At 58.9% G+C, this 24,352-nt stretch carries 25 protein-coding genes and 1 tRNA gene; 15 read left to right on the top strand and 11 right to left on the bottom strand.

The features are described from left to right. Nucleotides 1-547 precede the first annotated feature (547 nt). The 4 genes from JQ609_RS19905 to JQ609_RS35925 all read right to left on the bottom strand — a co-directional run bounded on the left by JQ609_RS19905 (nt 548) and on the right by JQ609_RS35925 (nt 5,745). Nucleotides 548-1,045 carry a DUF4142 domain-containing protein gene (locus tag JQ609_RS19905; protein WP_212274646.1) on the bottom strand — a complete coding sequence of 166 codons (498 nt, stop codon included), beginning with the start codon at nt 1,043-1,045 and terminating at the stop codon, nt 548-550. Between the two features lie 424 nt (nt 1,046-1,469). After that, nucleotides 1,470-1,973, bottom strand: coding sequence for a ferritin-like domain-containing protein (locus tag JQ609_RS19910; protein ID WP_212274647.1), 504 nt, complete (start codon nt 1,971-1,973; stop codon nt 1,470-1,472). Nucleotides 1,974-3,610: 1,637 nt separating this feature from the next. Further along, complete coding sequence (locus JQ609_RS19915) at nt 3,611-5,371, bottom strand: YfjI family protein (protein WP_212274648.1); 1,761 nt, start codon at nt 5,369-5,371, stop codon at nt 3,611-3,613. 200 nt (nt 5,372-5,571) lie between these two features. Continuing rightward, the gene (locus tag JQ609_RS35925; protein ID WP_212274649.1) at nt 5,572-5,745 is read right to left on the bottom strand and encodes an excisionase family DNA-binding protein; all 174 of its coding nucleotides are present in this window, start codon (nt 5,743-5,745) and stop codon (nt 5,572-5,574) included. Between the two features lie 153 nt (nt 5,746-5,898). Here JQ609_RS35925 and JQ609_RS19925 point away from each other — a divergent pair, with 153 nt between their 5' ends. The 14 genes from JQ609_RS19925 to JQ609_RS19990 all read left to right on the top strand — a co-directional run bounded on the left by JQ609_RS19925 (nt 5,899) and on the right by JQ609_RS19990 (nt 15,830). Then, the gene (locus JQ609_RS19925; protein WP_212274650.1) at nt 5,899-6,453 is read left to right on the top strand and encodes a hypothetical protein; all 555 of its coding nucleotides are present in this window, start codon (nt 5,899-5,901) and stop codon (nt 6,451-6,453) included. Further along, complete coding sequence (locus JQ609_RS19930; RefSeq protein WP_212274651.1) at nt 6,450-7,679, top strand: site-specific integrase; 1,230 nt, start codon at nt 6,450-6,452, stop codon at nt 7,677-7,679. Before JQ609_RS19925 ends, JQ609_RS19930 begins: the two co-directional genes overlap by 4 nt. Before the next feature lie 78 nt (nt 7,680-7,757). After that, a tRNA-Ser gene (locus tag JQ609_RS19935) sits at nt 7,758-7,847 on the top strand. Nucleotides 7,848-8,010: 163 nt separating this feature from the next. Further along, nucleotides 8,011-9,249: a phage integrase central domain-containing protein gene (locus JQ609_RS19940; RefSeq protein WP_212274652.1), complete on the top strand. Its 1,239-nt coding sequence runs from the start codon at nt 8,011-8,013 to the stop codon at nt 9,247-9,249. A gap of 113 nt (nt 9,250-9,362) precedes the next feature. Then, complete coding sequence (locus JQ609_RS19945) at nt 9,363-9,887, top strand: hypothetical protein (RefSeq protein ID WP_212274653.1); 525 nt, start codon at nt 9,363-9,365, stop codon at nt 9,885-9,887. A 101-nt stretch (nt 9,888-9,988) separates the two neighbouring features. Next, a complete protein-coding gene (locus JQ609_RS19950) occupies nt 9,989-10,210 on the top strand; it encodes a helix-turn-helix domain-containing protein (protein ID WP_212274654.1) in 222 nt (73 codons plus the stop codon). 234 nt (nt 10,211-10,444) lie between these two features. Then, the gene (locus JQ609_RS19955; protein WP_212274655.1) at nt 10,445-11,254 is read left to right on the top strand and encodes a hypothetical protein; all 810 of its coding nucleotides are present in this window, start codon (nt 10,445-10,447) and stop codon (nt 11,252-11,254) included. 14 nt (nt 11,255-11,268) lie between these two features. Continuing rightward, a complete protein-coding gene (locus tag JQ609_RS19960; protein WP_212274656.1) occupies nt 11,269-11,469 on the top strand; it encodes a hypothetical protein in 201 nt (66 codons plus the stop codon). A gap of 8 nt (nt 11,470-11,477) precedes the next feature. Then, nucleotides 11,478-12,071 (top strand): hypothetical protein, encoded by a 594-nt coding sequence (locus JQ609_RS19965; RefSeq protein WP_212274657.1) that lies wholly within the window; start codon nt 11,478-11,480, stop codon nt 12,069-12,071. A 416-nt stretch (nt 12,072-12,487) separates the two neighbouring features. Further along, nucleotides 12,488-13,036, top strand: a complete 549-nt coding sequence (locus JQ609_RS19970; protein WP_212274658.1) for a hypothetical protein — start codon at nt 12,488-12,490, stop codon at nt 13,034-13,036. A 295-nt stretch (nt 13,037-13,331) separates the two neighbouring features. Then, entirely contained in the window at nt 13,332-13,676 is a 345-nt protein-coding gene (locus JQ609_RS19975; protein WP_212274659.1) for a hypothetical protein, read from the top strand. 465 nt (nt 13,677-14,141) lie between these two features. Further along, complete coding sequence (locus JQ609_RS19980; protein ID WP_212274660.1) at nt 14,142-14,813, top strand: hypothetical protein; 672 nt, start codon at nt 14,142-14,144, stop codon at nt 14,811-14,813. 210 nt (nt 14,814-15,023) lie between these two features. Further along, complete coding sequence (locus tag JQ609_RS19985) at nt 15,024-15,614, top strand: hypothetical protein (RefSeq protein ID WP_212274661.1); 591 nt, start codon at nt 15,024-15,026, stop codon at nt 15,612-15,614. Between the two features lie 63 nt (nt 15,615-15,677). Then, nucleotides 15,678-15,830, top strand: coding sequence for a hypothetical protein (locus JQ609_RS19990; protein WP_212274662.1), 153 nt, complete (start codon nt 15,678-15,680; stop codon nt 15,828-15,830). A gap of 654 nt (nt 15,831-16,484) precedes the next feature. On the opposite strand, the gene JQ609_RS19995 is transcribed toward JQ609_RS19990, so the two are convergent. From JQ609_RS19995 to JQ609_RS20010, 4 genes are all read right to left on the bottom strand, one after another. After that, nucleotides 16,485-17,174: a DUF6602 domain-containing protein gene (locus JQ609_RS19995; RefSeq protein WP_212274663.1), complete on the bottom strand. Its 690-nt coding sequence runs from the start codon at nt 17,172-17,174 to the stop codon at nt 16,485-16,487. Nucleotides 17,175-18,113: 939 nt separating this feature from the next. After that, nucleotides 18,114-18,560, bottom strand: coding sequence for a hypothetical protein (locus JQ609_RS20000; protein WP_212274664.1), 447 nt, complete (start codon nt 18,558-18,560; stop codon nt 18,114-18,116). A 100-nt stretch (nt 18,561-18,660) separates the two neighbouring features. After that, nucleotides 18,661-19,602 (bottom strand): hypothetical protein, encoded by a 942-nt coding sequence (locus JQ609_RS20005; RefSeq protein ID WP_212274665.1) that lies wholly within the window; start codon nt 19,600-19,602, stop codon nt 18,661-18,663. Nucleotides 19,603-19,643: 41 nt separating this feature from the next. After that, the gene (locus JQ609_RS20010) at nt 19,644-20,153 is read right to left on the bottom strand and encodes a DUF6932 family protein (protein ID WP_212274666.1); all 510 of its coding nucleotides are present in this window, start codon (nt 20,151-20,153) and stop codon (nt 19,644-19,646) included. Between the two features lie 548 nt (nt 20,154-20,701). On the opposite strand from JQ609_RS20010, the gene JQ609_RS20015 reads away from it, so the two are divergent. Further along, nucleotides 20,702-21,577 carry a hypothetical protein gene (locus tag JQ609_RS20015; protein WP_212274667.1) on the top strand — a complete coding sequence of 292 codons (876 nt, stop codon included), beginning with the start codon at nt 20,702-20,704 and terminating at the stop codon, nt 21,575-21,577. A gap of 805 nt (nt 21,578-22,382) precedes the next feature. On the opposite strand, the gene JQ609_RS20025 is transcribed toward JQ609_RS20015, so the two are convergent. From JQ609_RS20025 to JQ609_RS20035, 3 genes are all read right to left on the bottom strand, one after another. Further along, nucleotides 22,383-22,841, bottom strand: a complete 459-nt coding sequence (locus JQ609_RS20025; RefSeq protein ID WP_212274669.1) for a hypothetical protein — start codon at nt 22,839-22,841, stop codon at nt 22,383-22,385. Nucleotides 22,842-22,921: 80 nt separating this feature from the next. Beyond that, entirely contained in the window at nt 22,922-23,467 is a 546-nt protein-coding gene (locus JQ609_RS20030; RefSeq protein WP_212274670.1) for a DUF2441 domain-containing protein, read from the bottom strand. A 62-nt stretch (nt 23,468-23,529) separates the two neighbouring features. After that, entirely contained in the window at nt 23,530-23,895 is a 366-nt protein-coding gene (locus tag JQ609_RS20035) for a hypothetical protein (protein WP_212274671.1), read from the bottom strand. Nucleotides 23,896-24,352 lie beyond the last annotated feature (457 nt).

A 24,352-nucleotide genomic window follows, 5' to 3' on the forward strand; every position in this document is an offset into this window, starting at 1 on the left:
ACGCGGTAATTAGCCAAGAGAACGCCAAGGTCGATGCAAAGGTGAAAAGTATCTGCAAGGGATGTTAAAAGCGCCCACGGTTAGGCGCAGGATCCGACGTGATTGTGGACCAGGCGTCCACTGAGCAAATTAAAACAATTTCAGCGTATTGCCAAAACGCATCTAGATACGGCTTCGCTCACTTGCTTCTGTAGTTCCGCCCGGCGACTTAAAGTCTCCGGATCTACCGATTGTTGATGGCGGCCCATTTTTGGCCTCCATCCAAAGATTTTCGTTCAATGCAAAGATTCCATACAACATAGCAATGACCAAGCCGGTAAACATTACTAGCACTCTTCGGCGGGTCATCGGGGGCCCCTGCACTTCTCTCGGTAACGGCAGCGGCTTCCTTCGCCCTGTTCTCCCAGCTTGTCATTATTTAAAGCCGCCGCGGCTATTAGCCTGAGTACCTTGCTCATAAGAAGACCCTCCATCTGAGAGATTTCAAGCACCGGTAAGACATTACTTAGGTGCAGACGGCCTTCTGGGAGCCTACCGGCGGCAATTATTACTTACCGACCTGCAACGATTTTGCGCCATCGAGGTGTTTCCGTAACGTATCGATTTGACCTGAGGCATATTCGCCGGCTGCATCCTTGAGCTTAGACGCCTTCATGTATTCGGCGATATCTTTCTGATGATCGGCCACCATGTGGGTAGCGAACATTTTGTCAAAAGCTGAACCGGACATTCTAGACATCTTGTCATAGTCGGCATTTTGCTTCGCATTCGGGCCGGTTGGTGGGTTTACCCCCACGCCCTTGGCAGCGTCCAAAGCCTTCTGATTGGCGGCGGCGTGGTCTGCAGAAAGCATCTTGCCATACGCTTTGACGTCATCGCTTTGACCATTCTTTTGTGCAAGGTCTCCCATGCTAACTTCAGCGAAATTGCCCTCGATTGCCTTCTTGAGGAAGGCCTGGCTGGGCTTGTCTTTCGCCTGAGCGCTGGCTATCGCGATCGAAAACAGGATGGTTGCTGTCCCAAGGGACGATATGATTCCTGTCATAGGAAATCTCCTACATATTTATTCCCTGAACGCACTATTGACCAAAGAGGTTCCAAATTTTTACAAGGGCGCTCTTTTAGCAAGCATCATTGGACGCTGCTGCTAGGTGTAAGGGGAAGCGTCGATGCAAAACACCGGTCTGATCATCGGCATCACAATAAAGATAGTTGTGTGCGGCGTAACGGCTGCTGCAATGCTTCTTTATCTGCCGGGATAAGCACACGAACCAACCAGCCAACGGCTAGCCCGGCTCCCTTCCCACTGGAACGTTCCCGCGAACGCTAGGTAATTAGCCCCAAAAAAGAAGCTACGACGCTCATAGGATGAATCACCGGGATGGTTTGCAGCGTTCACGCGACCTCATGTAAGAGAGAGGGCTGCCACTGGAATCTGACAGCCCTACACTCCTGCGCTTCATTAAAAATTACGCCGCCTTGCGGTTCACACTCTTGAGTGCCATCGCGTTCAGCTTGCTGTCAGCCGCCTTTTCCTCATCGAGATTTTGCTGCAGCAGTAACGCGCAGTCACTGCGGCCAAGCATATTCGCCCATGCGATTAACGTTCCGTAACGTGTGATTTCGTAGTGCTCGACTGCTTGGGCTGCAGCAATCAGGGCCGCGTCGAGCACGCTCTTGTCGTCCACGTCGCCGGCAACCTCGCTGGCTTCGTCCAGGATGCCGTCGATGGCGGGGCAATCGACGCCCGTGGCTTCGACACCGTGCATTTGGAATACTTTCTCGAGGCGGACAATCTGTTCCTCGGTCTGGGCAAGATGGGTCTCAAAGCCGTTCCTGAGGGTTTGGTCAGTCGCCTTCTCGATCATGTCCGGAAGACTTTTCGCGATCTGCTGCTCTGCGTAATAGATATCGCGCAGAGTATGGACGAAGAGATCGTCGAGGGTTTTAATGTCTTTGGTAAAAAAGCCCATGGCTTCCTCCCTGAGGGTTTCATTGAGAAACAAACCAGTTGGGAGAACTAGTGTTCCTATCGCCGTTACAAGGCTAATTCTTGGACCCCACTCCAAGGCGATCTTCTGGGCAGCCTCAATAGCTGCGGTTGATCGGCACCTAGGGACAGGGCCGCCGAGCTCCCGCAGGCCTGCGGGCCACCCCCGCGATCACCTGATCCTCCGCAAGTTTGCTGGCAGGCCTGCTGTAAGCTCGCTTCCGAATTCTGCTTTCAAAGCCGGTAGCCCGATTCCCAAGGCCTCAGCAATGTCGACATCCCGCGCGCCAAGGGCGGCCATTGCCGAAACAAACCGCGGAGCTCGATTTGCCACCCCTTGGACTGAATACATTTCCATTGCCAGTGCGCTAGCCAAGCTCCCCAAGTCGTCCGGATGCGGTTTTGACGGTCGCTGAAGCAGCCAGTGGCTCCGCGTTGCATGGGCGAGCAAATCGCCATAGTTCACGCCAAAAGCGCCAAGGATCTCCTCGAGGGGCTGGTTCGTCCCGGCGAAGTAAGCCTTGCCAATCTCATCCCAATTAGCACTAGCGGCCCGCGGCTTGCGGCCTGCACCCTTCCTAAAGCCACCGCGGCCCGTGCCTTTTGATTTCGTCACTGCTTTTCCACCTTTCCGTATGATTTGAAACTACGAGAAGTGCCAGTAGATCGGTGGTTTCCTGTACATTTCACCCCTTTGAATAGGTGATTGAGGATCTCCCCGGGGCGAAAAAATCTCTGCGTGCCAGCCCCTGTGGTGGAAACCCAAAGCTCACCTTCCAAGACCAACCCGCCCCCCCGGCATCAAACCTTCAATACAAACTCGCCGTTGCGTGGCCGACCATTGCCGGCTGGACGAGTCGCGCAAGTCGAATCAATGAATTCCAGCGCCACTCCTCGAGGTCGCTCGCATATCGCAGCATCGAGTTCCGAAATTCTTCTCCATTGACGTCAGGCCGCGACCCAGCAGCGCATTGCCATGACCTAGCGCGCTCGGCGCCGGTTTTCGGCCGGGGCCGCACTTTAAGTTTTGGTGGATCTACCTCACTCATGCGCGCGGCCTCGATAGCTGCCAGACCGGCACCGCGTTGCGGAGCGCCGTCCGGCGGTAGCGCAGGATTCCGCCCGTCGCGGTTCTGATGGTTGCGCAGTTCACGTCTATTGCAACTACTGCCCCACCGCTGATTGGCGGCACCAGACCCATGCGATCGAACCGCGCGGCCGGCGCCGCCGCGTCGACGCCAAACACGTCCGAGACGCTCCAGCCACAAGCCGCGGCCTCGTTTGCCCAATTATCTAGAAATACTCCCGCGTCATTGATCAGGCCGCGCCAGCGGTCTTTGCTGAAGCCTCTCGGGGGGCTTGCAAGATCTAGGCGCCCAAACCCTTCTGCCCATGAGCGAGGTACCTCCGCGCCATATTGGACTAGCGCAGCGCGTTCCTCGAATTCGGCAGCGTCATCATTGCTTGCGACATTTGCGACACTTGGCTCGCTAGCAGCGGAGGCTACCCCGTGCGACATTTGCGACTTTGCGACAGTTTGCCCCGCAAGTGTCGCAGTTGTCGCAACTGTCGCAGGGGTAACGGCCGGAACAGTCGGAGGAGTGAAGTGACGATAGGCCATCATCCCTCCGTCCTGACCACGTTCCAAAGACGTGGCCGTAGGCTGCCTTCCGTCACCCATCCATGATCTACCAAGATCTTAAGACCAGCTTCTGCAGCCGCCTTGCTACGACTCTCTGCCGGCCCCAGGCGAATGATGTCCCGCAAGGCCACCGTCGAAGCAGAGCGGGAATGCAACCAATCCAGCAAACGTTTTGCGGCGGCGATCGCCGGGCTGGTCATTGACGCTGCGGCTAGCCGCAGCGTTTCGCCAAGATACCAATCGACCAAGCGGGTGGCATTCGACATTTCAGTCACTTCCACCTCGACTGCATCTACATCGCGTAAGATCGTCAACACTCCGGCGATGCGTGCCGCGTGTTCCGCTGCCTTCCCAGCAAAGTCGCGGACAACGGCTAATTCCCCATGCTTTCCGGATTGCCCCTCAATGTGGTCGTGAAATTCGCGCCAGACTTTTTCAGCAGCGGCACCAATGCTGAGCACGCGCGGGACCAGCTCATTGCGCGTTCTCTCCTGGAGAGGCCACCCCCGTTCAAGCAACCGCAAAAGATTCGCACCATACGAAGCGATCGTTGCCTGGTCCTCCGGTTTACAGGCGCGATACAGACGACTGCCCGCAATGCTTGTCGGCGCGGCAATCAGAGCGCGGGACAACAGACCCTGATCACGCAGCACCGGATCCGAAAGGAAAGCGTTCGCCGCGGCAGGCTGCAGCATGATGTGAGTGCTAAGACGTCGACCGCGCAACGTCGTCAATCCGTCGCCAGCGCGCAAACGCCGGGTTTCGCGTCCATCCCACAGTTCGGATAAGGCGGCGGCGGTCTTCAGCTTATGATCCTGGCCCATACCGTAACCCCCAACGAATTGACCACCTTCTGCAGAGAAGAGGCCGAGTGAGGCTGGCGCTTGCGGCCATGCCTTAACCAGACCCTCAATCGTTGGATCGGGCGCAGTGAGCATCGGAAGCAGTGGCGGTAGTGGTTCGGAGCCGAGACGTTCAAGTGACGCTTTCCGCTGATCGAACGTGAGCTTCTTGTCTGCCTCGATCTTCTTTTTCTCAGACGACCAAGCCGAGACATCGATTTTCCAGACCGGCAGTTCCTGATCGTAATCATTGACCAGCGCGGCTTCGCGCCTGCGGATTGGCCACAACGCTTCGTTATCAGCCGAACTCTTCCGATCGCCCGAAGACGCGATAGTGATCAGAAACAGCGAGAGTGGCCGGCTCTGCCCGAACGGCATTTGAATGTCCGCATGGGGTTGAGCAACAAGCGATGCCGCCGCCAGTACCGACTGCGCCGCAATGGGACGTGATGTCTGCACCTTTGACGCTATCGCTTCAGCGGCGCTTGCGAGATCCTGCCCAAGAGCATCGATGGGGAAAGGCGCCGGTTCACCCAGTTCGGCGATCAACGGAATTGGACCATCTTGCGATCGCTTCGATTGCCCCTCGGTTGGATTCGCAAGACCGGCGTTAATCGCGCCTGTCAGTACATTGTTGACAGTTTCGATGCTGTGGCGTTCGACAATGCCGTGTGAGTCCGCGATCTCAATTAGATGAGCTCGCACGTCTTTACTGCCAAGAAAACCGAGGGCCTTGACTTGCGACAGTCTCCGGCCAACCTGAGCCAGAACAATCAATTCCTGATTTTCATCCAGACCGCTGAGATACTGACCGGCGTTCGAATATTCAGCGTCTGCAATTGATGGCCTTAGTTCGGCGATGGGGCTGAAATCGAGCGGACTACTTTCTTGCATCATCGACCGATCCCCCACGCTAAACCCGCGACCACGAGGGAGACTTCAAAGGCAAAGCCAAATTGGCGGCTTAGCCGAGACGCTTGAATATCTTGGATGCTGCGGGTATCTTCGTTCTCGATCTGGCCGCCAAGCTGATCAGAATGGAGCCCGTTCGCTGCACATGCGGTGGCGGGCTTCGCCGTATCTATCGAGGCCATTGTTCAAGCGACCTCTCGATTTGGGATACGGATCAGTCGCCCAATTCTGATCACCGCGACGTCGCCGTTTTTCACGGCGTCATACGCAGCGCTGCGGCTGATCCGCATCTTCGCCGCCCATTCTTCGACAGTTAGGACATCCGGCCGGGCCTCTTGGGTGTTCCTGGTGCTTTCCATTATGATCGTCCCTCCTCAGGTGTTAGGGTTTTGTCACTACATGGTACCTATACTCCGCAATGTAATTTAAATAGCTGGGTCAACGCGAAATGCGTTGCTGTCCACCAGAAAAAGAGGTAACACTTTTTCCTGGGAATGGCGGTGGGACAATCAATGGCCAAGCAAAAGCAGATTCAAACCAATTTCCGGACGACGCCTGAGATGAAAGCGCGGCTGGAGGCGGCTGCTGAAAGCAATGGCCTGACCTTCAACAAAGAGGTGAATCGGCGGCTTGCCGAGTCATTCGATCCGCGGAGAGAATTAGACCCAGTGCTAAGTGACTCGGTCCTATTCGGGATGATCATCGTGATCGCGAAGGCGATGATGAAGACCGGAATGCCGGTGCTTCTGCTAACTGACCACACCAAGAACGAAAGGGAATGGCACCGCGATCCTTATGCTTACGCCCGCGCCGTCGAAGCCGCGACAGAAGTGCTAAACTTGTTTCGTCCTGAGGGAGAAGAAGCGCCTCCCAAGCTCGGCGCTGATCATGACAAGTTGCGAGAGGCCATCGCTGACATGGGCCGGATGAATGGTCGCGGTGAAATGCGCAACCTGGGCAGGCGCGAGCCCGAATACCAGACCATTCCGAATGACGACTTGGTCCGCGAAATGCTTGGGGAAGAAATGCTTCAACGAATCCAGAACAACTTGGGGCGGCTGAAATGAGCAAGAGGTCCTATGGTGACGGTGGAATTGAACAACGCGGTGAAAATGTTTTTCGGCTGCGGTATCGCATTGGCGGCCGCAAATTCTCGAAAACAGTTCGCGGCAAGCTCACTGATGCTCGAAAGGAATTGAGAGCTCTGATCAGATCTGGCGACACCGACGATCACGTCGATCCGACCAAGATGACGGTCGGACAGTGGATTGATCAGTGGATCCATGCCGGTGCGCCGGGTCGGAAAAAGAAGCGAGTCGGTCAATCAACTCTTGAGAGATACGAACAACTGCTTCGCGTGCACATAAAACCGACTCTTGGCGCACGCCCTCTGCAAAAGCTTGCCGCCACGCAGATTGATAAGCTTTACAACGAACTAGACGCACTTCTTGATGAGAAAGGAGAACGCCTAATCGCGCCGATGACGTTGCATCACGTCCACGTATGCTTCAACTCCTGCCTGTCGACGGCGGAACGCAAAGGGCTGCTTAGAGCCAACCCCATGCGGCGCGCTGAACAGGTGCCTTCCGGCTGCGAGGGAGACCATGGCGAAGCCTTGGAGCAAGCCGATCTCGCGACCTTGGTCACCGGCTTCAGGGCATCCGCTACCATGTACGCGCCGGTAGCCGTGGACGCCGCGACTGGCGCCCGGCGTAACGAATTGCTCGCCTTCCGCTGGACTGACCTCGATGTCGAAAAAAAGACCCTTCGGGTTGAGCGGGCGCTCGAGATGACTAAAAAGTTCGGCATCCGCGTTAAGCTCCCGAAGACGAAGCGGGGGTTACGCACGATCGCGCTTGATGACGTCAGCCTTACAATCCTCTTGGAAGAAAAAGAGAGGCAGCTTCGCATTTACGCCGGCATTCCGGACGGAGTTGACGTCGACCTGTCGCTGATTGGGCTCCCGGAGGACGCGCTGATCTTTCCTGCCCTGCCCGCGCCCGGCGAGAAGTTTTCGTTCACCACGCCGCGCAACCCACGGAACTTCAGCAAAGAGTTTGCCCGCCGGGCCAAGCGGCTCGGTTTCGAAGGCTTCACATTCCACCATATTCGGGGCACTCACGGCACGTTACTCCTGGACCGGAAAGTCCCGGTCCACGTAGTCGCCGAGCGACTCGGCGATGACCCAGCGGTGCTTCTACGCAACTATGCAAAACGGAAGCGAAACAAAACAGCCAACGATTCGATATCTGCGGACATCAATGCGCTGGTTGCCGGATTTCTCGGTAAATGATCGATTGGCCCCAACTTGGCCCCATGTTCACATTGCGTTCGGTTTTGTCCTGCGCTAAGCGATTGAAATTCCTGAGCTGGAAGGGTGTCCGAGTGGTTTAAGGAACCGGTCTTGAAAACCGGCGTGCCTGCAAGGGTACCGTGGGTTCGAATCCCACCCCTTCCGCCAGTATACTGTTCTCCCTTGTTCGCCATTGTTCGGAATCCCCAACAAAAGCAGAGCCTTGCGCCGGAACGCTGTACTAAGTTGTTCTCCGGTGTTCTCCATAATCAAAGCACTGACCGTAGTTTTGGACCGTGAGTTCGGCGGACGGTTTTGATGGAGAACGAACATGGCTGGGAAGCTGAAACCGTTAGAAGTCGAGCGCCAGATCACGTCCGGAAAATACCCGGACGGCGATGGCCTCTATCTCGTCGTCGCCGGACCGACGTCGCGGAACTGGTCGTACCGTTACTGGATCGCCGGCAAGGAGCGCTGGCACGGCCTGGGATCGCTGCAGGACGTGTCACTGAAGGAGGCGCGCATCAGGCGGGACACCGCGCGCCAGCAGGTGCGCGCCGGCGTCGACATCGTCCAGGCCAAACGGGAAGCCCGGGAAGAAACGAAAGCGGTTGAGACTGCAACCGCGGCGCCGACGTTCCAGCAGTGTGCCGAAATGTACATCGATGAAAAGTGGCCGGCGTGGAGCAAAAAGCACCGCGCCCAATGGCCCTCTTCCTTGAAGACCTACGCCTATCCGACCATTGGCGCCCTGACGATCACCGAGATCAGGCCCAGCCACATCTTCGAACTGCTCAGGCCCATCTGGGTAGCGAAGCGAGAGACCGCGAACCGAGTCCGCGGCCGCATCGAAACAATCATTGCGAAGAATGTCGACATCAATGACCCCAACTTTCGCAACCCGGCCGAGCTCACCAAACAATTGCGAGAGAAGCTGCCGACTAGGCCCAAGCGCGTGATACGCCACCACCCGGCCCTGCCCTATGCCGAGGCTTCGCAGTTCATGGCCGACCTGACCGGCGCCGAGGGCCGCGCCGCTGTAGCGCTCCGATTCCTGATTCTGACGGTGGCCCGGACAAACGAGGTTGTCGGCGCCCGGTGGACCGAAATCGATCGATCGTACCCGACCGGAGCGATATGGAAGATCCCGGGCGAGCGCATGAAGATGGACGAGGATCACAACGTCCCGCTGTCAAAGCCGGCACTCGACATTCTCGACGAGATGAGCCGGGGCGCTCAAGACGAGTTGATCTTCGCAAATGCCGACGGTCAGGAATTCTCGGAAAATACCATGCTCGCCGTGCTCGACCGGCTGGGCTACGGCCACGTCACGGTTCACGGCTTCCGCGCGACGTTCGCGACCTGGGCAGAGGAATGCACCGACTATCCGGACGGTGTGCGCGAAGCGGCGCTGGCGCACAAATACAAGGACGAGACCACGGCCGCCTATCAGCGGGGCCAGAAGCTGGAAAAGCGGCGCGCGCTCATGACCGATTGGGCGGCCTATGTCAGCCGGCCCGGTGACACGCTCGAGTTTCCACAACCATCGCCCCCAAGGCTGTTGGCATGAGAGAGCTATAGGTTCAGAATCCCGCTTGCGCGGGGCCGGCCGGCCAGCCGTCGCTGCTGCTTCACCGCCAGCAGCTTGCCCCGCGCGATCCCTCTGCGGTGCGCGGTGATTCCATGGACGGCAAGGCTCTCGAATTCGTGGGCATCAGCGAGATGCTCACAACCCTAATCGCAAATGGCCGATCCGCGCAGGAAGCCGCGAGCCAGCTCGGGCGCGCGTTCCAGACCGGTCAAATTCGCCTCGCCGATAGGCACGGGAACACCCTGAACGAAGGTGACTACGCCTTTATGGCAGAGATGCTTCACGATCGTGCCGCAGGGGTCGCAACTACCCGGAATGACTTGGGTTGGCTGAGAGTGAAGGACGACGCCATCGGAGGCGTGCGTTTTCAGTTCGAACTCGCGTGCGGATTGTCCGACAAAGGTGAGAATGAACCCCAGGCGACCATGACGCGAATCGACGCTGTTCGGACGTGCTTGGAGCAAGGAATGACGCCGGCCAACACCGTATCTTGGGCGGCATTCTACGAACGGGTGCGCGATCTCGCCGACGGTTGGGTGGATAAGAAACAAGGAACAATCAAAAGAGGGTTCGACGACAAGACGATTTGGCGCGACGTCAAGCGCTCAACCAACTGAATGTCCTAAATGTCCGCTGCAATGTCCTAAATGTCCGGCGTGTAAACCGTCACCAAATCGCCGAACGTCCCCGCATCAACACGAACAACGGGGATAGAGACATGTCGATCGCACCTTCCGCCCTTGCCGTCACCTCGCCGAATGAGGCGATGAAGGTCCTGATGATTTCGCGCGAAACACTTTATCGCCTGCTCAATACCGGCGAGCTTGAGAGCTACACGCAAGGCCGCGCGCGTCGCATCACTACTCGTTCCATTGCGTCCTATCAGGAGCGCCGGTTGGCGGCCGAAGTCGAGCGCCGCAACCAGAAAGCCGCCGCCTAATAAAACGGCCCGCGCGGCTATTGCCACGGGGCCGTCGGGATAAATGCGGTAGGACCTCGAAGACCCTCCTCATATCCCCTGGATTCCCGAAAAGCAAATTTCCGCACGGGCGCACTACGCGCCTGCTCATACGGAAACCGATCCGGCAGGCGTGCTGCAACAGCGCGATGGATGGATTGTGACTCAGCGCTGGGGGGTCTGGTCGAAAGCAGGGTGCCCCCGTCACCGTCTGGAATGGACGAACAAGTCCTGGCGGCCGTCAGCGCATCCACGCCTGGCGCCTCCGGTAAGCGGGCCCGGCTCCGTCGAGCAGGACTTCCCCGGACGGCCGCTCAACCTGCTTTGCCGCGGGCTTGGGTTTGGTCTGTCCGGATCACAAACCCTCACCATCGAGCAGATGGTCGAGACAGAGAGGATGATGCGATGACTGATACCTTGGACTTTGAACCGAAACTCGACACCGCCGCCAAGCGCGCGCTGATCGAAACCGAACTGCGTCAGGATGCCAGCCGCAGCGATCGCGAGATCGGCCGTGTTTGCGGAGTGGACGGCAAGACGGTTTCCGCAGTTCGCGCAAAATTGGCGCCGTGTGCGGAAATTTCTCCGGCCAGCCGCCGCGACATGCTGATCGCCGGCGTCAAGGATTTTGACCACCAGTATCCGCCCGGGCCGTCCGACGTCCCGACCGCGGAAGAAGCCGTCGACAACGCGGTCGCCAAAGGCATTGTAAGCCTCGCTCCTGACGCCGATGTGAGTGCAAAGGATGGCTTCTGGTTCATCCCGCACCAGGCGCGCATCGAGACGTCCATGACCGCCGACGGCGTGGTCGAAATCTGGCAGGAGGACCAGCACGGCGGCAACGCGGACCGAATCCACGTTGCTGTGAACAACTCGGTGGCCTTGGCTCGCCGCATTCTGTGGGCTGCCGGCTTCAAGTCGATTGGCATCTTCGCCTACGTGAAGGGCGGCGGCTGCGTCGATCTCGAGGATGGCGACAGTCCGGATGAGATTCGCGAAACACCGGGTTATGGGCCGATTCGATGATCATGGAGAGCAACATGATCATCGTGGTGCCGGTCGACCGCCCCGCCCTGGGCACGCTCATCGCCGCCATGGCGAGGCTGGCAAGGGCCAAGCGCCTCGAGATCTCCCGGCTGGATCGCCGCGCGGAGGCCGCCAAGGCCCCCAAGCTCCGCCAGCTTGCCCGCGCCGCGAAAGCGGAGGCGGAGCGGCTAGCAGCCTCTCAGGCCGCAGCATAGGGCCGCAGATGCCCAAGTCGCGGCCGACGTCGGAAGATCAGCGGGTGTCCCGGGCTAACCGCCGTGCAAAGGCGCGGCGCAGCTTCCGCCCGCCCGTCTCTTTCGTCACGCTGCGGATGGCCGAGCTCTACCGCGTATTCAACCGCCGATATGGCCATGCTCCCCTGCCCGATGACGACGCCGGCCGCGATGACATGAAATTGGTATTCGAGGTGCTCAGCAATGCCAGCAGCGCCGCGGAAAAGATGGCCGCCGTCGCGGTGACCTGGGCGCCGTGGATGCCCGGCCCCGAGCTCTCCAGCCTGATTCAGCATGTCGTCGACAATCCCCGCCGCTTCAAGGCGGACACGATCGCAAAGCGCCTCGGCGTCACCGCGGCCGAACGAGCCGAACTTGGCCTCCGCACCATCGGCGCCATCGACTTCCCAGCCAAGCAACGCCAGGAGCACCGGCGCGAGATGCAGCGCCTCGCAAAAGAGCAGAAACGCCGAGCATCTGGCAGCCGTGGCCGAGCTCAGTTCGAGGGGCAATCCGCCGAGCGCCAACGGCCTTGGGAGCCGTTGGGGATCAGCAGACGAACCTGGTATCGCCGATGTGCTTAGTCCTCCGGCCAGCTCTTCAGCATAGCTTCCAAGTGGGCACGCGCCCTCTTTCTCACGAGCTTTTTTTGCGCGTCGGCGGACATCTCGGCGCCGGGGCGCGGTACGCCCAGTCCCACGTCGACAGTTACCCAATCGTTCAGTTCGCCACCCAATGCATACGTTACGCGGTACCTGCGCGGCGAATCTGGCCTAACCGAGGTCATAACCTTCCCAACGTTTGTGGGTGGAGGGCGGCGGGGAATTCGAGACATCAAGTTAGCTCCTCGGAAACAGTGGCACAGGTCCGGCTACAGTATAATCACCTTCTATATATTGATCCCGGACCTGTGCCACCCCTGTTGGACTCGGCTTGGAAGGTCACAGCGGTGACGTTCCGTGCGTTGCCGTCCGATCCGCAAATCGGACACGTTCGGCCCATGAACAACCTTGCACCGATCGATCCCGAACAGAAACCGGCGAAAACCCGAGTGGTCAGCCGTCGCGTTCGTCACGCCATTGATCTGATGATTTCTGGCCAGGCAAAAACGCAAAAAGATGCTGCCGAAAAGGCTGGATTGACCCGCGAGCGCTTCTGCCGAGCCCTGAAGGAAAGTCACGTCATCGAATATCTGGATGGCCAAACACGCGTTTTGCTCGCGCAGAGCCGCGCACCTGCGGCCGCCACGCTGATGACGCTGCTCGAGCAGGCCAAATCGGAGCACGTTCGCAAGGATGTCGCGACCACTTTGCTCGGCTATAGCGGCTTCCACGCCACCGGTGACCGCGGACCAATCGTCAACATCGGGATAGGCGCCGGCGCCGGCTACATCATCGATCTAAGCGGGCCAGGCGACCACACACCGCGCCTGCACGAAGTTGGGCCAGCTGGCGGCGTTGTGATCGACGCCACGCCGAACGCGGATGATCGGCCATCCTCCGCAGCCCCTGCCCTTTCGAACGCTCATTCAAGCGGTTATCGAAAATGACGTCGCAAGGGATCCGAGAAGCCACGGTCGCAAACCACGTTTTGCCGGTGATCGGCGCCGCGGCGAAGGGGTTACACGCTCGCGTTCTCGCCACGTCTTTCACACTGTTGGAAGAGTCGGCGCCCGTGTGCACCCACGCGAGCGAGGCCCCCGGGGTTGCGTTTTCCCTGCGATCGCACCGGGGTGACCGGGGGTCAAAACCAGCAAGGAATCCCGCCCCCGCCCCTTCTCCTCGCGCCATTTCCGAAAACCGTCTTCCAAAATTTTTTCCAAAAACCATTGATGGAGTGCAGCGATGATCGAGCCGAGGCATGAACAATTTCGAGACGGCGTGCCAGTAGCGCTCTATCGCCTCATCGCACCGGCGATGGTGAAGATCCGCGGTACCGCAGAACTGCGCCAGTACGACGCTGGTGCGATTTGCGAGGCTGCTGGCTATCCGGCGGCGGCACTGCAGCCGCTCAACCACGAGGCGGCCTACGCAAAACAAGCGGCCATCCGCAAAACCGTTCGGGACGAAGGCTGGCTGCCTGATGCGACGCTGACCGCCCTCGCGCTCGGCGCGGCGCCGCTGACGCACATCGAGGCCTGCGCCTTCGTGGAAGTCTGGCTCCGAAATCCCCGGCCGGTGTCGCTATGAAGCCGGTCATTCCCCGCTACCGGCTCCTGGAGGCGGCTTACCTTCAGCCCGCCTGCTCCGCTGGCCCGTCGAAATTCGATGCCGGCGCGGAGATCGCATTCGAAGGCCCTCCGACGTTTGGGATGGTCCCGTTGAACGCCCCGGCTGTCGCCGCGAAGGCTGCATCGATCCGTGCGCACGGCATCAGCAGACTGCGCCAACCGTCCGCCGGCGATCGTAGCGTTTTGACCACCCTCACCAGGTCAATTGGAGGCAGTGTCGGAACGGTCGACGAGATGGTCGACCAAATCCAGCGATGGCTATCGAAAAATCCCACATCCCAACCGCAACAGGAACCTAACCCATGACGTCGACGACGACACCCAAGACCGCCGGCCAGGCCGCCACCATGATCGAGACGCTGAAAGTAAAGCGCGCGCTGGCCTCGTTCAAACCATCAATTCCAGCGAGTCCCGCCGCCGGGGCTTGGCGACCGCCGCCGAGTTTGGCGACGCCGCCGCGAAGGAGGCATTGCGGCAGATCGAGGCGGAAGATGCTTCGGCCAGGAGCGCCCTGACGAACTTGGACATCGTTATCGGCGAGATGCAGGAGCTCCACAGCACCTTGCGGGGCCGAGAGAACGAGGAAGCCGAAAGGCAACACGAGGAGGAGCTATCGTCGGCCATCGACGCGCTGCTCGAGAAGGATGACGAATGCGATATCGCCCTCGAACACGCTCGCAAACTGCTCGAGGAGCGCCGGGAGCTCGCGCGCGCGCCGATCCTGCGGAATGCCAAGACCAAATTCGCCGGCGCCCTCGTCGTCCGCGATCGCGAAGTCGGGATGTCTATCCTTAGCTACTTCGATCGAGAGTTATTTTTCGTTGACCGCCATAACACGAGCTTTTCAACGATCGTGCGTGTGGCCGATTGGGATTCCCGCCATTTCGAACGCGGGCCGACGCCCGGCCAGGCCGCGCGAGGCAAGCGGCCCTTGACTGCGTCCGAAAAGGCAATGCTCCGATCATCAAACAATCCTGCGCCGATGACCGGCGGGTCGGGCTTCGATTCCCAGATCGAGCACGATAAGTGGCTGGCGAACGGCGCCGCCGGCCGCAAGCCGGTCAGGGACATTTCCAACGGATGGCCCGCGGCCTGATGTCCAGCCTGTTCAAACCCGACGTCCCACAGCAAAGCCCTGTTGTTGCGAGGCAACAGCCAGGAGGAGCAGCGGCGCGCCGAAAACGCACGGCTGCATGCCATGCAAGATCAGCTTACGCAAGAGACTCTGCTGCGCGGCCACCGATTGGGCATCCGCTCCCTGCTCGGCTCGTTCGGCAGTGGCTCGTCGACCTTGGGGAGTAGCTAGGTGAGTCTCGACGAGATCATCGACCACCGCCGGCGCAGCCCGGGCCCAGTCGGCGAGAACAGCCGGCAGGTCATGCCTTTCTACAGGGCGATCGTGCTTGAGCTAGAAAGACGCCGAATTGCCCTCCGCATCAGCATGGACGAGACAAGTGATCGTGCCGGCATAGCTGATCGTCTGTACAATAAGATGGTGGCCGCTGACGCTCCCAGCGGCCGCCAAAGCCGCTGGGAAACGATCCAAGACGTGGTGGATTGCTTGTATCCCGAGGGTTACGACCTTGAGATTCGGCCCCGAAAGGGATTGCGGCTGGGTCCCGGAGATCTGCGATGCAAGATCGCGTTTGCCTCAGCGTCGGGCGGCGACACCCGGTCACAGCGCGATTTGATGCGCGCCTTGGGAAAATTGGGCGGAGAAGCTCGGCGCGACAAATACAAGAACATGAGCTCCGAAGAGCGCCAGCGGATCGCCAAGAAAGCTCGCAAAACGCGCCGGCAGAATAGGCTGCTCCGCGCTCAGCAGAAAACAGAACGGCCGGAATCTCGTCCCGCTCGTAGCGCGCCACAACGTGCGTTGCTCGACGCTCTGGAGTGAGAGGAGGTGCGGAATGGTGGTTCTCATTCCAAGTTAGACAGCGATTCTTAAGGGAGGCATTCGATGAGCGGATTTTCTGGAGGCGGTGTCGACAATACGGCATGGACATTCTACACGCCGACGGTGACTTCAGTAACCCGCACCATTACAACTGTTAATCAGCTCGGCAGCACGTACAAACGAATCGGGAAAGCGATCGTGTTTCTTTCGCCCTAGGTGACAATGGCACCGGGGCCACGGCGATCAACGTCAGCCTACCGGTAGCGTCTGCGACGACCAATGCCACCGATACACGGAACGCAGGCGCAGGGTTAATTACTCCACAGGCGCGGTAGTGACTTATTTGCTGACCAGTTCCACGAATGCGCGCTTTTTCAAGTACGACGCGACATATCCCGGCGGCACAGGCGATAGCTTCGCTTTCACGCTGTTTTATGAGGTCCCCTGATCGGGGTCGTATTCTCGCTCATGCGCGGCGAATTTCGGCTGTGGAACGACCCCAGCCGTCCGCCTTGCATCACGAAGCACTGTGGAACGCCATGCAACACCCCCTGGCTCAGACGACCACACACGTCGGCGAATTCCCCCGTCGGAAGCCTGACGAAAAGGCGGCGAGCTGATGGCGACGATCCCCCCATTCCGAAGAAGCCTGAGCCGCCTAAGCCTCCGCCGGCCGCGAGATACCCGGATCTGGAACCTGGAAGCGGCGCTGAATGCTCGGAAAGGCCGTTACGCGCCCGCCGGTGCACATGATCAGGCTCACCGCGACGCAGGAGATCACGCCGTATCAGTGGGTGCATCCGGACGAGGAGCGGTAGGCCAGCGGCCATGGCACTTTGCGCAGTTTCATAGAAGTCAGGTGGGCGGACTCTATTCACCAGGCGTATCAAGCCCGTAAGCTATCGGGCTCGTCGACGCGCTCTGCAGCGAATTGGTGACACGATGCAGACAATGGATGAGGCCAAGCAGCGCGAGGGGGCCCGTCGCTTGAATGCTCCCAAGCTGGACCGACGAGACAAAAATTTGATTGTCGAGAACGAGAATCCCTTCGATCCCGGGATTGTCATCCACGTGCTGGCGCACTGTCTCGACGGTTTTCCACCCTTTGTAAGTGGCTACAAAAAAAGGGATCGTTTCACGAGACAAAGAACCGTATGACATGGTTGAACCATAACTTCGGCGCAGGGGGCTCAACTGCTTGAGGGTGTAGAGAGCTTCTGCCATCTGTGCAGGCAGAGACGATTTTACTTCGACCACTGCAGCGACTGTTTCGGCTAAATACAATCGTGTGGACGCAGAACCACCGACGGCTGGCAGCGAAGGTCCGAAGGGATACTCCACAACCACGTCCAATTGACCGCTTCGATTGCCATTGACGTCGGTCGCATCGCCTGTTCCGAATCGATAGATTGGAGGCAGAACATTTTGCAAAAACTGGCTGATGAATGCTTCCCGCTCGGCACCTTTTGTCGTGTTCGACATGGTTGCATTTGCTTGGTGTGCGCCCATCAACTGCGTCATAATTCCGCGCAGCCGACCGATCACATGCTGATTTGCCACTTTTATCCCCCAACTCCCTCGCGATCCAACCGCAACCGCGGGGCGAGCGCAAGCCTTGGCCGTGGTTCAGCGCAACGCTCCCCAGAGAATCGTGATTACGAGTAGTACCAGCATGCAGATCGCGGTGCGCCGGCCGATATGGGGTCCTGTTGTACCTTGAATCGGCACTGCCGTCAGTTTTCGCCGATTATTTGGGGAAACTGCTTTATCAGCCGCAACGCCATCTTCATCAGATCGATTGTGCCATCGCGGGCACAAACCTCGGTCAGATCGTGCCCTCCAACGAAAACGGCTTGCTCTCTAAGAGCCTCCCAAAGAGCGGTAGCCACATCGTTTTCTTTGTCGGTGAAGTGAATGCGCTTTTCCTATTCTCGGCCGTCTTCATCGGTGCCCATGTGGGTGCTCCAGACGTGAATCAGCAATTCCCGCGAGGGGATGAATTCCATAGCAAATCAGCTGGTTGGCATTCCCGGTTTTCGGCCTCGCAGCCTCCTTCGCGCGCTCGGCCTGCCAGGTATCATACTCCGGCGTCCCGCGTCACGGGGGCGCGTCCGGCGGCAACCCGCCCATCCAGTGCGGCATGTCAGCGACATGGGGACCGCTCGCACAGGCCGAGACCGAGAGGCAGAGTGGGCACAGGATTAGCAATGTCCGGAGCATGGTCGGAATCCTAAGCACGCCGCAGACGTCGTTTCTCCGCTCCAATCGAGCACGTTTCCCCGAGAGGAGGAATTGTTTTTAAGCAAGTCAGCCCGCCGCACCACATCCAAGCCGGTGACCTGTCAGCGAAACAAGAAAAAGCCGCCAGATGCGAACACCTGACGGCTTTGTCACGACCTGACGCCCGGACACGCGGTATGTGTGTCCGGGCGAGACAACCCTACGCTGTTGGGACCGGCATAGCAATGAAGTGGGCTTGTTAACCTGAATGCCGGCGCTTCAGGTTAATTCTGGAACTGCAATCATATGCACATTGTGAATGTGTGGGTCGGTGCTCGCCATATCGATCTTGGCACCACAGAAACAGCGTGCCTGTCCACTGGTTGATTGCGTTGGCAGTGGCAGGCCAGCGGCATGCATGGCGTATTTCCAAGCCGTCCAGGCGCGCTCGCGCCGGTACTCGTCGAAGTCGGCTTCCGTGCACCGTGGCAGGTAGTCTTTCCACGCGGCTTCGAAGCCGGCGCGGGCGTGTTCGAAGGTTGCAGCGTACCCCGAGCGGGACCGTCCGCGGTGTGACAGCGGATAGAAGCCGCAATCCCAGCGCCATTGCCTGGCGTGCGTCGGCAAGCCCGATTGGACTGCGATCGTGCCGACCTGCACGTCACCGTAGTAGACGTGCCAGCAGTCGGAGCGTTCGGGATGAGGGCGACGGGTGAGTTCGGGCATGGCCCATTGAAGCGCGGCGACCGGCGTACGGCAAATTATCAATCGCTTGGGGATCGGAACGGCTTGAGCTACAGCGCGTCGTGGGTCAAACTGTCGTTCTTCATGGCACTACTTCTAAAGGCGCAATTCCGACTAGGGTATAGAATGTGCGCGTGTCTCCGGACACAGCTTCATCAATCTCTACTTTTTCCAGCGTCGCCAGGCATTGGCGTCCGAAGAATTCGCGTAGCTTCATCTTCACTTCTCGCGCGAGCTTTCCTTCTATGACCTCTCGATTAACATCATAAAGCTCGAAACGATCGCGCAAAAGACTAGCGCCGACCAAAAAAGCTTTGATTGTGATTTCGACGCTTTGTTTCGTGCGGTACCGCGCTACGTTTTTTTGAAGGCTCGAGATTTGCTCTCTGTCGGCGCTCCAATCGAACTGGGTTCCTGACGTGTCGATCCACTTCAATCCAAAGCCGGCGTTGTGCCGCGAAAGATCGTCAAGGATATGACGTAGATGACCAACGGCCCTCTGCCCGAGCTCGCCCGATAGCCGGGAAATTTCCTTTTCTTGCTTGGCGGCGTTCAAAAGAGTGAACAGCGTCTGCAGAGTGGTAGATGCTGTGCTTTCGCCGAAGACGTCGAATTGAGGTCGAACGTAAATTTCCATCCCAAATGAAGATGGAAACACGTCTGCAAAGCGCATGGCCGTCGCATCAAGAATGTACTGGGAAATCGGACCGCGCCTTCGTGGCCCGGTTGTTATTGCCTGCGCGATCGCCGAGTAAAGTTTCTGGATGCGAATAAGGAAGACGCCGAGTTCGCCGACGCCAGCAGTGTGATCGTTGTATGCGTGTCCACTAAGGTTGATTTCAAGGCGCTCACGTACTCGGTGCTGGACAAGTTCGACGCGCTCGGCTTCAAGCCGATGTTGCAGATGCGTCAAGCTGTTCAGACTCAGCTTCGCGGCAAAACTGTCTGGATTTTGCGCCGCTATGTATTGACCAGCCGCAAGGGCGTCGTCCAACTCAGCAAGGCGCCGGACGAGCCCGCGCATCCTAGCCTCCGCGTTGGCCGGGTCGATATTTTGCCAAACGTTCATGGAGCCGAGGTATTGGCTGGTGCGGGCGCGGCGTACTTCATGTGGACAATCCCCTTCGGAACGTCGCTTCGGTCATAACCAAATTCGCCCATCCAATATTTTCGTTTGGCGCGAGCCGGCTCGTTCATCGGATGGCCTGCCGGGTAGATGGGACAAAAGTAAGCGTCGCAAAGGTACTTCGTCTTCGTTGATGGGCCGGCCACGAGATCCATCAGCTCTTGCTGCTTATCGTGTGGAAGAGCGTCTACGACGGTGGCATCAATAAAAATGACAAAATCGATGTCGCCCGGGTCGTTCTTGCTTGTAACAAAGCTTCCATCAAGGAATTGTTCGCAAGCTCCAACCAGTCCGACGAGATCTTTAGAGTGTTGAATATACCCATTAAGGATGGACTGTCGCGTCGGAGAATGCGGAAAACTGGTCACGAATTGCGCTTCAAATTCGCCGCTCTCGAAAACGTGGAGCCCGGCGTCAAGATATCCATGCCCATTAAACTTTGAACTCAACGTCGCCCCCCCCACATGATTCCGGGGGGGGACCATAGCTCAACCTAAGGGGGCGAGGAAGTAGCCTTTCGCCGCGCAGTTAATGGGGTAGATTTTTAACGCAAATCAGTTGAGGATGTCCGTGGGCGTAGAAACCCGGACCGAGATATAGCCGCACATGCTTGGTCAGCGTGCTCCCGATTGGCGTCGGGTGTTTGCGGCTGAACGTAGGTAGCGCATTGGCGTGCGCTCCAACCTGGCCATTATGGCCGGGAGGGCTGCGCCATGTCCAGAGGGGAAACCCTTAAAAGCGCCGCCGCCAGTCTCTCGGCTGGTTTCTACCTCCCGGCTGCCGGCCGATCCGGCGCATGGCCGTAGAACGCCAAACCGAGGGGTATCAATCCATGTCTGCAAAGAGCACCAGCGCCCCAGGCGCTGTTCAATTGTTGTCACCTCCAGTGATTCCCACCAGCCAGCCTGACGCATGTCAGGCCCTCCCAGAGCGTTCAGAACCGATCGCAGTTTCAACGATTCATACAGGCGGGGCTGCAATCAGTAGGAGGTTTTTCGTGAACTCAATCGTGTCCCTTCCGATCGTCGCTGCCGTCCCGACCGCCGCACCGGCTATGCTCGCAAGTGCTCCCGTCACCGATCGCCGCGCGCTCGAGGCCTATGCGTCTTGGCTGTTCTACGAGCGGCGCCTTCTGTGCGGCGAACTCTGGCCGGATTGGGAAAACGCCGAGCGCTTCGTCGGGAGCAACTCCGGGGCGCATTGGCACTTCCGCGGTGATGGGGACTGGCGGGACCTTCCGCAACCCTCCACTCGCGCCGCCACTGTTCTGAGCCTCGTGGGCGTCGACTGGAAGGACGACCGGGAGTCCAATCACGAGGAAACGGGCAACCCGCCGCGGCGGCCGCCGGGCTGGCCGAAGATAGATGCCGAATTGATCGATCTGGGTCGAGAGTTCGAACCGTTGCTGAAGCAATATTTTGATGAGCGGATGAGATGGGCGCTTCTTGCAGTTTCTGCGCGAGCGGAAGTGTACGCAAAGTTCGGTAGCGACTATAGCAGCGATACCTGGACCAAGCCGACTTTCGCCGCGAGCCCTGCGCAAGCCTTGCTCACGAAGGTTCTCAGGCGTCTCGGGGCCACCGCCTCTCAACGCAAGATGTCAGCCCTCTGGAAGAAGATGGAGCCTCTTGCCGACCGGATAACCGAAGCCACTGCTGAATCGCTTCAAGGTCTCCGCGCAAAGGTGTTGGTGTCCTTGTGGGAGGCGCTTCCAGCCCTCGCGGGAGGTGAAAATCTTAGCATTGGAGATGGCGACAGGTCAGCGGAAAGCTTATTGCGGGCGACTGCCGACGTCACCGGCTTGCGGCCTATGATGGACGCAATGGAAACGAGACTCGCGGCTCTGCGCGCTGGCCCGACCGCGGTGGCTTAGTCGTTCACGCTCCGATCAGATGTTCAGCGAGGGGCGCGGGGCTACGGTCCCGCGCTCATAGTCTACAGGGATGACAAATACGGGCGGCCCGATCGGATTCTCAATCTTGAGCCACGACGGTGCACAATCCAACGACTGCCGCAAATGACTTGGGGACGCACCGGGTCATGGTGACGTCCGAATAAACGGCGAACGCCACCGCGATCACCGCCGCCACAAATATTGCGCCCATCCAGTTCATAGCAAACAGATTAGCACAGGACGATCCTCGAGGCCTCTCCGTGGCGAACCTGTCATTTCGCCCCGGTTTGATATCAGTGGCCTGATTACGGTGGCGTTGTCGTCCAGAGAAAGGCCAGCGCGATCACCGCGAACAATCCGACGATAGCGACGGCGGTTATTGCGCCGGCGGTTATCTTGGCTTTCTCACTCTTGACGGGCATTCAGCGCCTCAGTTGGGCCGGGCGATGTTGCAGATCAGGCGACGGTCGGCCTCAATCATTTTTTCTTTGCAGCCGGTGCTGGCGCCGCATCGCGGCCAGGCTCGCCTTTTTCACCCCTCTCGCCCTTCGGGCCTGGCGGACCGGGCGGACCTTGTTCACCCGGAGGGCCAGGGGGACCAGGTGGGCCGGGCTTGCCCTCGAAACAGCCCGCTAGCGAAAGTGCGGCAACGAACGCGGCAATCAATCCAGAAATTCGCATCCTATCCCCCAAAAGATCCGCTCCAAGGGTAGCTGATTCTTGGATCGTCCTGCCTTGCCGCCTCAGTTGGCCCGGGTCTTGCGCTCGCCCCCTCTGGCACCCTTCAAAACAAGGTTTTGATCAACCCGAGGGCATACGGCACAAGTTGCTTCAGAGAAGTCTTCGCGGCGTCGCTTCCGATGTCCTTTGCTGCCGCTTCGATCTTGTCACCGAGCGTCAGACCGGGGCCGGTCAGAGACTCGGGCATCTTGCGCAAAGCTGCCAATCCTTTGCTCGTGAGGACGACGTCGCAAAAGGTCTCGTCGTCTTCATCACCCGGGACCACGGATCCAAAGCGCACAAATCCTTCGGCTTGCAGCCATTGGATGGCATGTCGATAGAGCTTTTTCAGCCGCTCCGGCTCGTCGTCAAACCCATCCTGCGCACCTAAGGCATCATTGTACGTTATCGCATCCGAATGGATGTCGATCGGTTCGGGAAAAGAGGTGTAGAGGCGCGCGAAGACGTCGCCGGCAAGCAGGTCAAAGAACTCTTCATTCGCGCGCATCGCTTTTGCAGCCATAGAGATTTCGCTTTTCCGTGACCCGGGACAATTTGTCAGTAACGCGATTCCGCGTGTCGACGGCTCCGGTCCCGCGCCTGTTAAAACCCGATTGGGAATTGCTCCCAACCAGGGAAGTAAACGGGGCCGTGCACGATCGTCTCCGGGACTGGCTTAGCCGTCATTTCACCCTTCCAGTATCGTTCGGCGCTCTGTTTCCAGTCGCTCTCCGGCGCTTCCAGCAGCTTGGCGTCACAGCGATGCATGATAGCCGCTGTCCCGATGCGAAGCTCCAATGGGATACGGACCTCGTTACCGAACCATTCCCGAGCCGCGCGTTCGGCAATCTCTTTTGTTTCGAAGCAGTACAGAGATTTGAGCCGCGATGGCAAAGCTGGATAGGACTGCGCGCGCACCTGCTCCCAAAGTATCTCTTTTGGTTGCCCAATCGCCCCTGCGGCGTAGGGCGTAAATGCCTGAGAAAGCCCTGGCTGGGCGGCAATCGCGCTAACGCTGTAGACAACGCCCTTTCCTGCTCGCGCATTGTTTCGGATAAGGCCGCCGACGGCCGGGGTGAGATGCCAGTAACTCCCCGGCCTGAGCATCAAGCTATTTCCATTCCAGTCTTGAACGACGTCGCCGACCATTGCCTCTCCTCAAACGCTTCCCCGATCAGAGGTAAGGCCTCTACCTACTCCAGCCCCTGCTTCTAACCCATCCACAAAAGCACTTTTGTTGAGAGAGTCGCGGCGGCGAAGAATGCTCCGATCACAACAGCATACCCAGTGGCATCGCCGCCCGGTGGCGGCCCGCCATGCTTTTCGCGATAGTCCCGCTCCCATTGGACCCACAGACCGTTCGCGCCCCACCCGGCGGCCACAGCAGCCACCGTACCAACGATCAAGAGAGAGGTCATCATCGGCCCGTTTTCTTCATTCCCAGCCCCCAATGGTTTTGTTGTGCAGTAACACAACCACAGTGGGAAGAGGCTGTCTAACGAATAGGCCCGATGTGGGATCGCCCAATGGTCTTGCGGCGCGTCCAGCGCTGCGCCGGCGCCGATCGGACGGCGCATGGCGACCGGCGAATCCCGGACTCAGCAGCGGCCTTCCTGGACTCGTGCAGAGCCTACCGTTGTCAGGAACCTCCATTGAGCTCGAGGGTTAACTTCCCTAGTGAGCGGGTAAGTCCATGGGCCGGCCAGTATTCGAGCAAAGCACTGCTTGGCTGAGGGGCCTTGTTGAGGAAATGGACAAGGTGGCCTCCTCGAGTGCGAAGGCATCTGCCGCCGATCGCAAGGCCCTCGCCAAGCGCCTGAAGCTGCCCGCCCTCATCCGCCCGGGAAACCGTCGTCCAGGGAATTCGGCTGCTCGGAGGGCACTCCGTTGGCTACGGCGCTCACAATCTCAATGATCTTTAAAATTGTGGGTTCGAATCCCGATTCCGCCCTACTCTGCCCGTAGTCGAGACCGTGGCTTTTGACGATCGGCGCTCGAAAAAGTAAGTAAATTCAATGCGGTTGACAGGACACC

Origin of the sequence: Bradyrhizobium sp. AUGA SZCCT0169, from assembly GCF_018130085.1 — a bacterium.
GTDB lineage: Bacteria > Pseudomonadota > Alphaproteobacteria > Rhizobiales > Xanthobacteraceae > Bradyrhizobium.